Genomic DNA, 12,618 nt, shown 5'->3' on the forward strand with positions numbered 1-12,618 from the left:
CATCATTAATATCGGATTGTCTATGATTTTGTTAATACAAAAATAAAAAAAATCCTCACTTTTTTTGTGAGGATAATGCGGAGATCACATCGCTGGATAACGCTGCCGCACGGTTATTTTCTTCCTGAATGGTCAAGTAAATTTCTTTCCTGTGAATATCAATATGCTTTGGGGCTTCAATTCCAATTTTCACTTGGTCACCCTCAACCGCAATCACTTTTACTTCAATATCAGCACCTATTTGAATCGCTTCGTTTATTTTCCGCGATAAAACTAGCATGATTCTCCTCCAATCGGATGCTTTGTCGTATATGGGGAGTCGTGTAAAACGACTTGCTTAGCCAGCATGTTCTTGCGATTCACAATAATAGGAGCCAATAAATTAGCAGTAGTTTTTTCGAACGGGTCTGCCATAGTCAATAATGTCATGACTTCTACGTCTTCAATATTATCGATATCCAATAGTTCAGCAGTTGCTTCATCAAGGTCAAATTCATAATTCTTAAAAAAGATAAACGGACTTACAACAATGAACGCAAGATTCTCTGAAGTGACGGACTGCAGCGCCACGAATGGAGAGTCTTCTGAAAGCGGAAGAATGACGAACTGTTTTTCTTCTAAAAAGCCCGGAATCCCGTTTTCAAAAAGAATGATTTGTTCTTCTTTTACATTCATTTGGCCATGGTATTTAGTATGAATGATCATTGTTCACGATCCTTTTCTTTTTACTTTTCGAGTGATTCTTTTAGGTTTTCTACCTCTATATTTAAATCAGGGTATTGGAGCATGTCAACCTTAACATTTCCCGGCGTATATTCAACAATCGGCTTATGCGGTTCAGCCTGAATAACAGGTTTTCGCGAAGTAATCTGAATATCAAGCTGTGACGGGGTATATTGTATTTTCACCCTTGAAAGAGAAGGAGCATAATGTTCGCCTAATTGAATTTGGTGCATCTCAGAGTTCCTCTTTGCTTGTGAAGCGATTGGGTTCCCCTTATTTTCAATTCTCATAAGCTCGTCTCCTTCTTCTGCGGTACGGGCTATCCCTTCCATTACATCCTCATGCCCTTGTTGGGCAGCTTCTTCGATTCTTTTGGATATATGCTTTCTGTCTAATTCTTCCCATGCTTGCGTCTGGTCAATCGTGAGTTTTCCCGGGGTCACCGATATTTCCATTTCCGCGCTTGGCTGTTCAATTTCCAAGTCGGCTTGCGGCTGCTCCATTTTTAAGCTGGCAGGCGTCGTTGTTAAACCAATTTTCCCTTGAACACTATGCATAATCAATCTGGGAATTTGCATCACTCTACCTCCTAAACTATAAAAAAAGCGAACTCCTGAGAGCCGCTTACTTTAAAAAGTCGATCAATGTAGGCTGAACTATTTGCGCATTTACAGCCAGAGTAGCCCTGTGCACGCTTTGCTGCGCAATAAATTCAGTTATTATTTCTTCCAGTTCTACATCTTCATTGTCTGACAACACTTTTGTAGCTGTTTCTTCTTGAGCTGAAAGTCTTGTATTAATCAGTTCAAGACGATTATATCTCGCTCCAATATCAGATCGTTCTGCACTCATACCGTCAGAAAATTGATCAATATCATCTAAAACGCTGTCCACATCGTCCAAAGAGCCTGAATTAAGTGCTGTCTCAAATGAATTAAGCATTTCAAACACATTTTGTCCGCTTCCAGAAGTACCGCCAAAGGCTGCCTTCGGATCTGAGTTCACCTTTAATGACATATTATCCGATATATTGACAATAACGTCAGCGGTATCAGAAATCGTATAAGTTCCGTCGCCGTTGTCTTTAACTGGGGGTGTATCTGAATTAGTGCCATTGAAGATATATCTGCCGTTCACTTGTGTATTAGCAATATTTAAAAGCTGCTCTTTTAATTGTTTTACTTCTACACCAATTGCTTGCAATTCTGCTTCACCATTTGTGTCATTCTGAGCTTGAACAGCTAACTCTCTAACCTTTGACATAATGTCAATTCCTTCAGTAATGTTTGTTTCTGTGTTTTCAAGCCAAGTAAAGGCTTGAGAAGCATTACTTTGGTATTGCTGAACTTGAGATAATTGCGTATTGTACTTTAAACTTTTCATAGCTACTACTGGATCATCGGAAGCTTTTGAGATTTTTTTTCCGGAAGAAATCTGTGATTGAAGTTTATCCAGCTTTGAGTAGCTTGAACCGATATATCTCAATGAGTTTTGCTGAATCATCCCTTGTGTTACTCTCATTTGATCTACCTACCTTCCTCCGACACCCATGCCATTGATCACTTTGTCGAGTATTTCGTCTTGTAACGTTACCATTCTTGCAGCAGCATTGTATGCGTGTTGGAATTGAATCATATTGGTCATTTCTTCATCTAAAGAAACAGCGCTCATCTGCTGACGGTTTATGTCTGCATCATTCAGCTGTGTTTCTGTATTAGATGCCAGCCGATTCGCCTCTTGAGCTTTGATCCCCAGCTCGCCAATGAGACCAGCATAATAATCTAGCACACTCGTTTCTTTTCCGTTAATGGTGATGTCCCCAGTTAACACATTTGCTAAATTCGTTGCGTTTGAATTATCGTTTGCTGCTCCAGTAAGTGAGAAAGCGATATTCGCGCCTTTTGAATCTTTTATGCTGTCAGTGACTTTAATCTTACCTGCTGCGCCTTTTGCCGGCTCAGTTTCACCCCCGGTAAAATCAAAAAAGTCCCCGCCTTGTTCACCGCTCTCTGTCAGACCATTTCGGTGTACTTCATTGAAAGCTTTTGCAAATTCGAGCGCCATATGATCAAGATCTGAAAGCATCTCCGGATATATGCCCTTTTCTTTGCCGTCTGCCGTGACATATCCATAAGACTGTATAAATCCTAACAGTGATCCATTGCTGCTGAACGACTCAGCTTGAACCGCAGTGTCTCCAATTGAAATACTTGTCACTAAGCCCGTTTCATTATCATAGTTAGCTTTCAGCTCTGAAACCTCATAATTTTTTCCGTCCAGAACAGTTCCCAGCGACTGTTTATTTTTATCCAGGATTTCGATCGATACAGTTCCTTCCGAAGAAGCAAGCGCATTCCCGCCTGATTTGTTGTAGCTCACTTTGACATCAACAATTGAAGATAATTTATCAATCAGCAAATCACGTTGATCGTATAAGCCATTCGGAAGCAGACCGACTGGTTCTACCTGTGCAATTTGCTTATTGAGACTGTTTAATTGAGATAGCAGTGAATTAACATCTAGTACACTAGTATCTAGTTCTGCTTTTAAATTTGATTGAACTTTTGTAAGGGACTCAGAAATATGATTAAACGTATCAGCAACAGCCTGTCCTTTTTGAGAGACAACAGAACGCGCACTGTCCTCATTTGCATTATTGGATAGTTCTTGCAGAGAATTCCAAAACGAATTGAGCACACTATTTAAGCCGCTGCCGTCCGTCTCATTTAAGATGCCTTCCATTTGGGAGAGAGCTTTGGCTTTCGTGTCATAGTATCCGGCACTATTATTTTGGAGACGGTATTGGTAGTCAAGAAAAATATCTCTTATTCTCTCAACTGACTTCCCTTGAACGCCTGTTCCCATTTGTCCCGCAGTTTTTTCTGCATTTTTTGATACAGCAGGGAAATAATCGGTTGCCTCTAATGACACCCGCTGTCTTGTGTAACCATCGGTATTTGCATTTGCCACGTTATTTGCAGTAGTGCTTAACGCTGCCTGCTGAGCGCTTAACGCCCTCCTTGCAGTTTCAAGCCCCATAAAGGTAGATGTCATATTCTGAATTCCTTTCCGCTAAGCTTTTGAATCGAACAGTTTCAGCCGGCTGCTCTTCGGAAGCTCAGCTTTAATCTGTTTGCTGTAATTAAAGTTATTATCCTTAGGAACCAGCATATCGTACGAAATAGAGATGAATTGCAGTGCATCTCTTGTTAGCTGCCTATTCAGCTTATTCACTTCTTTTAGACGCCCGAGAACTTTAGTAAGAGATTCGAACAAAAGTTCAAGCTCTTCCTTTTCTCTGCCTGACGTTTTGGCGATACAAGCAGAAATAGTGTTATTTTCGCTGTATCCAAGAAAAGCGGAAGCCGCTTTAATCCGGTCATCTTCTGTCTGTTCGATTGCTTGAATGTATTTTTGTTCTTTTGTCAAAATGTTAGAAAGCTCTTTTGTTTTGCCGGCTTTGAGCGCTTCCGTTTTTTCCTCAGACAGCGTGAGCAAATGCTCATGCAGAACGCAAAGTCGCTTCAATTGTTCAATAATTGGCTTTGCTGACATGGCTTTCTCCTTTTTTACTGCTTTTTATAAAAATTAATCATGTTTTTTGCTATATGATTTGCGTCTATTTTGTATGACCCGTTTTCAATTTGCGCTTTTAGTTGCGCGATTTTTTCCTGGCGTGAACCAGTGACTGCGTCGGATGCATTTTGCAGCTCTTTAGCCTGCGATGAAATTTCAATTTTATCTTTAGGCTGTGCAGCATTTTTTTGCACTGCTTGCTTTTCGTAATTTTTTTGGTATGGATTAACGGATTGTGTTCCAAATTGATTGATTTTCATAGGATTCCTCTCGCTTTCCGTTGCAGTCTTTAAACAATCTTAACCCTTTTATCGACTGCGGTTTCAGTTAGTTTAGGGAATCAGCTGTTTTTGGTATTATAGGCATAGTATGTGTCTTTTTTACTATTTTCTCGCTCTGTTTTCAATGCGGATTCTTGGTTCAGATGATCTATTTGCCCCCTTATATCGGACTGGCAAGCCTTGCAGAACTTACCTTCCCTAATCGATGTCCCGCACCTTTCGCAAGGGTATGCCAAATTCGGCAGATGAGTGATTTGAATTCGTTTTTGCCTGATGAATTTTAAAATCAGCTCTTCCTCCACACCAGTTTCCTCAGTTATACGGCTAAGCGTTGATTGCCTGTTTTCCTGTTTCCTTAAAAATTTATATACAGTCTCAAATGATTTTTCTTCTTCCTTAATACACGCCTGACACACGGTTTGCAGCTTTGTTTTTAAAAATAGAGCATTGCATTTCGGACAATTCGCCAGTTCACCCATTATTTTTACTCCTTATTCATTAATATGCCTGCAGTAATTTCTAGACATTATATCGGCACAAAAATTGAATCATTTAGCTTCTCACTAAGGTAAAAGATGACACTGAACCAGCTTTGCCTTGCTCCAATAAACAGCGGGCAGCATAGTGTAAAGTGGCGCCTGTGGTATAAAGATCGTCGATTAAAACGATATCCATACCCTCAACCGAGCTGTTTTTTGTTACAAAAACATGCTCTGAAAGCAGGCGTTCCGTTTTCTTTTTCTTAGACTGCTTTTCATTGTTCAGGCGGATGAGAGGATTGAGGATGGGCCGGTTTAAGCATTCAGCAAGCATTTGTGACTGGTTAAAGCCGCGTTCTGCTTTCCGTTCTTCACTTAACGGAATGGGAACGAGCACAAGGCGTTTATCTGGATAGACAGCAGAGAATTCAGAGGAAAAGTCATTCTTAAAAGCGCTTATTATCTCTGCATCTCCCCTAAATTTCATACGGGCAAGCGTTTCTTTCATCATGTCATTATATAAGTAAACAGAACGGTTCTGGCTGAGCCTTAAGCCGTCATCTATTCTTGATTTCCATGCCTCACAATCCGCACACACTTCATGAACGGTTTGAGGTCTTCCGCAAAGCGGACAGATGGCCCCTTTGATGATCTGTAATTTATTTCTGCAGGACTGGCAGACCCTATCGTCAGGTTGTAATAAAAATAGTGAGCACCATGAAACAGCTTGAGAAAATTGTGAATCGCACAATAGACAGATCAGTTTTTTATAGCCTCCTCCTGTCTCATTTCGCATTGATCACTCGGATTCTCCGATACCACAGCAGCTGATTCAGCCAAAATCACAAGCATCGCCGTGTTTTTTTGTTTATCTACCAGCTCAGCTTTCGTATATGCAATCTTTTTTACATCAGTGACGTAAGCTGGTCTTACTTGGTTTAAAGAAAGTGCCAGTACATCATTTTTGCATACTTGGCAAGTGCAGGTCATATGAAGCTGATCCATATATCGGTCAAAAAGTTCTTGCATCATAATCTCTTTTGAATTGACAAGCATTTTTACAGCTCCTCATTAGTTATATGAGTATACTGTATCATGTTTTTAAATATTAACTAGTCTATCAACTTATTTTTCAAAGCCAATTCATTCATTATTTTGATATGTTTTCTTGCCTCTATCATACTCTTTGTTTTTCCGAAGTGAAAATAAATGACATCACCGTCTGCATGTTCTTTATGCCGGCCTGTCCTTCCCGCGATTTGCACAAGCGCGCTTTCCGTAAAGATGGGCGATTCTGCCCCTAAGATGCCTGTTTGGACCATAGGAACTGTGACACCCCTTTCTAATATTGTTGTTGTGATTAACAGATCAAACTGACCGTCTCGAAATTGCTGCACTTTTTCTTTTCTGAGCTTGTCTTCCGCATGTACAGACGCTGTTCGATAATTCATATTTTTAAAGCAAGAAGCAGCCTCTTCCAGAATAGAAATGGATGGAACAAATAAAAAAACGGGCCTTCCTTCTTTTACATGCTGCTCTATCCATCTTTTTACCGCATTTGGGATCTTATTTCGGATTAATTTCTTTTTCCAGTTTCCGCACCATTGAAAGCGCGGTTCAGGCAACGGCTTCCGGTGGTATCTGGCCGGTATGCGAACGGACTTCAACTCACCTTTATATGTTTTTCTTTTTAATTCTTTAGGAGGTGTGGCGCTTAGATAAACAAGCGTGCTGTTTTTCTTTCTCGCTTTTTGAACAGCGAATTGAAGGGTTTGATCAGCGGAATATGGAAAAGCATCCACTTCATCAACGATCATGACGTCGAATGCGTCTTTATAACGCAAAAGCTGATGGGTTGTGGAAATCATAAGCGGAGATAAACGCCCTTTGTCCTCACTTCCTCCGTATAGAGCTGAAATATCAGCACCTCGAAATGCAGCCTTCAGCCTCGGAGCAAGCTCTAATACAACATCGGTGCGTGGGGTCGCAATACAAACACGCTGTTTTAGATTTAATGCCAATTCTATACCCGGGAATAATAATTCAGTTTTACCTGCGCCACAAACAGCCCAAATAAGGAGCTCTTCTTGCTTCGAAATTGCTTCAATTAAGACGTCAGCTGCCTTTTGCTGTCCGCTTGAAAGCTTTCCATCCCAAGTCAGTTTCATAGGCTTCCAGTTTGCCTCTGCCTCCTTACTCCAAGAATATAAAGAAACATCCTCACTCACCCTGCCCATCATGACACAAGAGCGGCAGTAAACTTTATCTTTTCCAAATGAATGATACGATGAAAAATACTGTTGATCATTTTGACCGCATCTATTGCATCTATATCCCCGTTTATTTTTGGATAATGACTCCTCGGCAGATATATAACCATGCTCGGTATGCCAATCAATGATCTCGTCAGAAAATGAGATTTCTGTTCTAAGCAGATGACGGCTCTGGAGCTGCTGCTGCAGTTCTTTAGAGAATAGACTGTTCGATTCTGATGTCTTAGTCTGCATAGTACGGCCTCCTTGCAAGACATTATGCCCGAATGAAAATATGCTGTCTAACAGCTAAAAAAAGAATTTAAAAAAATCCCCGCTACTAAAACGGAGATTTCATCATTTATTTAAAACACCAGCAGATTCCTATTGCACCTTCACCAAGATGAGTGCCTATAACAGCACCAAAGTAGCTGTTGTAAAATTCAACATGCGGATATTTTGCAGAGAGCTCTTCAATAATTTTCGATGCTTCTTCTTCTCGATTAGCGTGAATAACGGCAGCTTGCATCGGCATACCCTTACTCGCGTCTTCATTTAAAAGCTCGTAAATCCGTGAAATTGCTTTTTTGCGTGTACGGATCTTCTCAAAAGGCACAATTACATTATTGTCAAAATGCAGAATAGGCTTTACCTTTAGAAGACTCCCAATAAAGGCTTGAGCACTGCTTAATCGTCCGCCTCGCTGAAGATGAGTTAAATCATCCACCATAAAATATGCACGAACGGTTTTTTTCATTTCTTCCAGTTCTTTTATAATATCTTCCGGAGATGAAGCTCCATTTCTGATCAAGTCGGCTGCTTTCAGAGCATAAAAACCTTGAGCCAGACAGCTGATCTCTGAGTCAAACGGGTACACTTCAATATTATCGACCATTGTATTCGCTGCAGCTGCACTGCTGAACGTTCCGCTAATTCCGCTAGAAAGATGAATACTGATCACCGCATCATATGACTTGCCGAGCTCTTCATATAAAGCAACCAGCTCGCCGATCGCAGGCTGAGAAGTGGACGGAAGCTCTGTATGTTTTTTCACTTCTTGATAAAAGCTTTCCCAGTCCATTTCTGTTTCTTCATGATACGTTTCATCTCCAAAAACAACCTGGAGAGGAATCATGTGTATATGATTTTGTTCACGCATTTCTTTTGGAATATATGCCGTGCTGTCTGTTACTACTGCAATATTCATAGCTTCGTTACCTGCCTTATCACTTTATGACTCTATTGTAAGGGAAACAGAAGCCTAAAAAAAGACCTGCCTCAAAAAGGCAAGTCCAGTTTCATGCTATCTCATTTCTACCCAACCATTTTTAATGGCGACCACCACGGCCTGCGTCCGGTCGTTTACATTCATTTTTTGTAAGATATTGCTGACATGGTTTTTAACAGTTTTTTCACTGATAAACAATGATTCACCGATTCCGCGGTTGCTTTTTCCGTCTGCAAGCATTTGCAGCACTTCACATTCCCGCCTTGTTAAAATATGTAATGGTCTGCGAATCTCTGGATAGACCTCATGCTGAGGATGAGCAGAAACTCCGCTTGTTGCAAGACGGCGGAATTCGTTTACGAGGTTGTGAGTAACCTTCGGGTGAAGGTAAGAACCGCCCTCGGCAACTACTTTAACTGCTTCAATCAGTGTATCAGCATCCATCTCTTTCAGCAGATAACCTCTTGCACCTGTTTTCAGGGCATGTGTTACATAATTCTCGTCATCGTGAATCGATAGAATAATTACTTTAGATTCAGGATACAGCTCTACAAGCTGCTTTGTAGCTTCCACGCCATTTACGTTCGGCATATTGATATCCATGATCACGACATCAGGATGATAGTGCTCAACGATACGAGCCGCTTCATCTCCGTCGTCTCCTTCCGCTACCACTTCAAAGGTAGGTTCGAAATCCAATATCCGCTTCACACCTTCACGAAATAACTGATGGTCGTCGATAATAACAATGTTTACTTTAGTCACAAGCCACGCCTCCTTGTATTATTGTTCTATATACTCTGGTATTCGGTCAATATGCCTTTTGGCTCTATTTTACAAATCATAGTCAAAGAGATAACGGAACCTTAATCATGATAAATGTCCCAAGACCTATTTTTGAATCTATCGTTATGGTTCCTTCCAATAAATCTACTCTTTCTTTCATCCCAAGCAAGCCGAATGATTTGTTTTTCTTCTCTTTCGCTTCCTTCAGGTCAAATCCTTTGCCGTTATCTTTTATCATTAAAATCACAAAATCCTTTGTAATCTCAACTTTGACTGTAATTTCTTCAGATCCAGAATGCTTTAACGCATTGGACACAGCTTCCTGTGCGAGTCTGAAGAGCGCAACTTCAAACTGAGGCGCGAGTCGTTTTTCCTCCGTATCGCCGATGCACTGAAAGTGTATTTTCACCTTACCGTTATATTCTTCGGTTGTATATAGATATTTCCGCAAAGTTGGAATCAGGCCTAGGTCATCAAGGGCCATCGGTCTTAAATCATATATAATCCGTCTCACTTCGTAAAGGGCATTCCGCACATTTTGGCGGAGATTTTTGATTTCCTGGAATCCGTCCTCAGCGCCTCGGTCTCGGAATATCCGTTCAATTAATTCCGATCTCATCATAACATTTGCCAGCATTTGTGCAGGACCGTCATGAATTTCTCTCGAGACTCTTTTTCTCTCTTCTTCCTGCGCTTCAATAATTCTCAGGCCAAAATCCTGTTTTGCCTGCGCATCGGCAAGAAGCAGCCCAACCTCACGAAGATCCTGATTCAGATAGTTCAGCACGACCGTGATCTGGCTCACTAGTGATTCTGAGCGTTCAATGATTTCCTGAAGGCCTAACAGTCTGCGTTCCAAATCATCCCGGCGTTCGCGCAATTGCTTTTCACGCTGCTGGATCATCGTCAGTTCTACTTGCAGCTTATGGGCTTTTTCATAAGCATTGCGAATTTCTTCTTCACTGAATCTATGAAAATTGCGGCTGACCTCGGATAAACGGTTTCGTGCATGGCGGGTTTGCACTTCAAGTTTATCACCAAGCTCGATGACTTCATAAACCTGCTGTTTAATTTGTTTCAGTTCTTCGACCAGCTGTTCATACTGCTGGCGCGACTGCTCCCCGATTTGAAAAACCTCATCCTTGCTCCCGTCAACGGTTTTCAGCATCTTCATCAAAATAGAATCCAGAACTTTGGAATCCATCTTTATTTTATTCATAATTTCCCTCCGTCACGGTGTTGTCATATATTTTTATTATAAATGTAATTGATCTGCAAATTGTGTCGAATTATAATGAAAGAATGCGTATATTCTAGAAAAAAACAATTTTATGTACCTTCTTACTCTTTATGATAACAAAATACGCACAAAAATTCTAAAGACTGTACGAATTTGTATAGGCAGTCTTTTATGCTTAGCGGGGGGTCAGCTAGCATGCTGCACAGCTATTTCACTGTGAAAGAAGCAGGAGAACACGAGATTGTTATAGAAAAATCGCGTTTTATCTGTCATTTAAGCCGTGTTTCTTCCGAACAAGAAGCACAGGAATTTATACAGAAAATAAAGAAACAGCACTGGAATGCAACTCATAATTGCTCAGCTTACGTTATTGGCGAAAACGATCATATCCAAAAAGCCAATGATGACGGAGAGCCGAGTGGCACAGCAGGAGTCCCTATGCTCGAGGTGTTAAAAAAACGCAGACTTAAGGATACTTGTGCAGTCGTCACGCGTTACTTCGGCGGCATAAAGCTGGGAGCAGGCGGTTTAATCCGCGCTTATGGGAAGTCAGTGTCTGAAGGATTAAACCATATAGGTGTCGTAGAACGGAAGCTTATGAGGGTTATGCATACTTCCGCAGATTATACTTGGCTTGGCAAGATTGAAAATGAATTAAGGGAATCGCCTTTTCTATTAAAAGAAATCCATTATGCAGAAAACGTAGAATTCGAAGCATATGTAGAAGAAAAAGAAACACAATCGTTTTCTGAGTGGATGACAGAGTTAACAAATGGAAAAAGTGATATTACAGAGGGAGAGTTGACGTACCTTGAAAAAGCCGTCAATCACATAAAGGAGACTGAATAATGACTGAACGCGTTAGAGTGCGTGTGCGCAAAAAGAAAAAGAGCAAACGCAGAAAAATTTTAAAAAGGATTATGTTGTTGTTCGTCCTTGCATTATTGGTAGTTGTAGGGCTCGGAGGATATAAACTATATAAAACCATTAACGCTGCGGATGATTCATACGATGCACTTTCCCGCGGAGATAAATCAAATCTACGTAATGAAGTTGTAGATATGAAGAAAAAACCATTTTCTATTTTATTTATGGGAATTGAAGATTACGCGACAAAAGGGCAAAAAGGGAGATCGGACTCTCTTATTGTAGTTACCCTTGACCCGAAAAATAAAACCATGAAAATGCTGAGCATTCCGCGCGATACACGAGTGCAATTAGCTAATGACACAACCGGCACCAAAACAAAGATCAATTCCGCTTACAGCAAAGGCGGAAAAGATGAGACTGTTGAAACTGTTGAACAATTCTTGCAAATCCCAATCGATAAATATGTAACAGTCGATTTTGACGGATTTAAAGATGTTATTAATGAGGTTGGCGGTATTGATGTAGATGTACCTTTCGACTTTGATGAGAAAAGTGATGTGGACGAAAGCAAACGGATTTATTTCAAAAAAGGCGAGATGCATTTAAATGGTGAAGAAGCCTTGGCGTATGCCCGCATGAGAAAACAGGATAAACGCGGCGACTTCGGCCGTAACGACAGACAGAAACAAATTTTAAACGCGTTAATCGATCGGATGTCCAGCGCAAGCAATATTGCAAAAATTGATAAAATCGCAGAGACAGCCAGTGAAAACGTTGAAACCAATATTCGCATTACTGAAGGTCTAGCCCTACAGCAGATTTACAGCGGCTTTACCAGCAAGAAAATCGATACACTGTCAATTACTGGTTCTGATTTGTATTTAGGGCCTAACAAAACATATTATTTTGAACCTGATGCTGCGAATCTGGAAAACGTCAGAAAAACCCTTCAAGAGCATTTAGATTATGATCCTGATACGAGCAGTTCAAGCATTGGCAGCTCCAGTACCGATAGCTCAACATCTGACAGCTCTGACAGTTCTAGCACGGCAACAGACGGCAATACGAGCGGAAGCGGCTACACAAATGACAGCAGCACAAGCTCAAATGGCACAACAAATTCAACTACTGATTCATCATATTAAATTTAAAAAAGCCCGTCCTTTAACGGACCGGGCTTTTT

The 12,618-nt window shown here is 40.8% G+C and carries 16 protein-coding genes; 2 read left to right on the plus strand and 14 right to left on the minus strand.

Features of this window, described 5'->3' with window-relative positions; all coding sequences use genetic code 11:
• Positions 1–55 precede the first annotated feature (55 nt).
• The 14 genes from csrA to degS all read right to left on the minus strand — a co-directional run bounded on the left by csrA (position 56) and on the right by degS (position 10,544).
• The gene (gene csrA, locus HC660_RS17850) at positions 56–280 is read right to left on the minus strand and encodes a carbon storage regulator CsrA (protein ID WP_010332059.1); all 225 of its coding nucleotides are present in this window, start codon (positions 278–280) and stop codon (positions 56–58) included.
• Positions 274–705, minus strand: coding sequence for a flagellar assembly protein FliW (gene fliW, locus HC660_RS17855; protein ID WP_010332060.1), 432 nt, complete (start codon positions 703–705; stop codon positions 274–276). The genes csrA and fliW overlap by 7 nt, the downstream gene beginning before the upstream one ends.
• 20 nt (positions 706–725) lie before the next feature.
• Positions 726–1,301 carry a DUF6470 family protein gene (locus tag HC660_RS17860; RefSeq protein WP_168748863.1) on the minus strand — a complete coding sequence of 192 codons (576 nt, stop codon included), beginning with the start codon at positions 1,299–1,301 and terminating at the stop codon, positions 726–728.
• Positions 1,302–1,347: 46 nt separating this feature from the next.
• The gene (flgL, locus tag HC660_RS17865) at positions 1,348–2,244 is read right to left on the minus strand and encodes a flagellar hook-associated protein FlgL (RefSeq protein WP_010332062.1); all 897 of its coding nucleotides are present in this window, start codon (positions 2,242–2,244) and stop codon (positions 1,348–1,350) included.
• 9 nt (positions 2,245–2,253) lie between these two features.
• A complete protein-coding gene (gene flgK, locus HC660_RS17870) occupies positions 2,254–3,777 on the minus strand; it encodes a flagellar hook-associated protein FlgK (RefSeq protein WP_168748864.1) in 1,524 nt (507 codons plus the stop codon).
• A gap of 18 nt (positions 3,778–3,795) precedes the next feature.
• Entirely contained in the window at positions 3,796–4,278 is a 483-nt protein-coding gene (gene flgN / locus HC660_RS17875; RefSeq protein ID WP_168748865.1) for a flagellar protein FlgN, read from the minus strand.
• A 14-nt stretch (positions 4,279–4,292) separates the two neighbouring features.
• The gene (flgM, locus tag HC660_RS17880; protein ID WP_010332065.1) at positions 4,293–4,559 is read right to left on the minus strand and encodes a flagellar biosynthesis anti-sigma factor FlgM; all 267 of its coding nucleotides are present in this window, start codon (positions 4,557–4,559) and stop codon (positions 4,293–4,295) included.
• Between the two features lie 80 nt (positions 4,560–4,639).
• Positions 4,640–5,059, minus strand: coding sequence for a TIGR03826 family flagellar region protein (locus HC660_RS17885; RefSeq protein WP_168748866.1), 420 nt, complete (start codon positions 5,057–5,059; stop codon positions 4,640–4,642).
• A gap of 73 nt (positions 5,060–5,132) precedes the next feature.
• A complete protein-coding gene (locus HC660_RS17890) occupies positions 5,133–5,855 on the minus strand; it encodes a double zinc ribbon domain-containing protein (RefSeq protein ID WP_168748867.1) in 723 nt (240 codons plus the stop codon).
• A complete protein-coding gene (gene comFB / locus HC660_RS17895) occupies positions 5,819–6,115 on the minus strand; it encodes a late competence protein ComFB (protein WP_010332068.1) in 297 nt (98 codons plus the stop codon). Before comFB ends, HC660_RS17890 begins: the two co-directional genes overlap by 37 nt.
• 56 nt (positions 6,116–6,171) lie before the next feature.
• Complete coding sequence (gene comFA, locus HC660_RS17900) at positions 6,172–7,566, minus strand: ATP-dependent helicase ComFA (RefSeq protein ID WP_168748868.1); 1,395 nt, start codon at positions 7,564–7,566, stop codon at positions 6,172–6,174.
• Positions 7,567–7,672: 106 nt separating this feature from the next.
• Positions 7,673–8,518 (minus strand): DegV family protein, encoded by an 846-nt coding sequence (locus HC660_RS17905; RefSeq protein ID WP_168748869.1) that lies wholly within the window; start codon positions 8,516–8,518, stop codon positions 7,673–7,675.
• Positions 8,519–8,614: 96 nt separating this feature from the next.
• Positions 8,615–9,304, minus strand: a complete 690-nt coding sequence (degU, locus tag HC660_RS17910; RefSeq protein ID WP_003219701.1) for a two-component system response regulator DegU — start codon at positions 9,302–9,304, stop codon at positions 8,615–8,617.
• An 82-nt stretch (positions 9,305–9,386) separates the two neighbouring features.
• A complete protein-coding gene (degS, locus tag HC660_RS17915) occupies positions 9,387–10,544 on the minus strand; it encodes a two-component sensor histidine kinase DegS (RefSeq protein WP_010332072.1) in 1,158 nt (385 codons plus the stop codon).
• A gap of 216 nt (positions 10,545–10,760) precedes the next feature.
• Here degS and HC660_RS17920 point away from each other — a divergent pair, with 216 nt between their 5' ends.
• Entirely contained in the window at positions 10,761–11,414 is a 654-nt protein-coding gene (locus HC660_RS17920) for a YigZ family protein (RefSeq protein WP_010332073.1), read from the plus strand.
• A complete protein-coding gene (locus HC660_RS17925) occupies positions 11,414–12,580 on the plus strand; it encodes an LCP family protein (protein ID WP_010332074.1) in 1,167 nt (388 codons plus the stop codon). Before HC660_RS17920 ends, HC660_RS17925 begins: the two co-directional genes overlap by 1 nt.
• Positions 12,581–12,618 lie beyond the last annotated feature (38 nt).

The sequence above is a fragment of the Bacillus mojavensis genome (genome assembly GCF_012648005.1).
GTDB classification, from domain to species: domain Bacteria; phylum Bacillota; class Bacilli; order Bacillales; family Bacillaceae; genus Bacillus; species Bacillus mojavensis.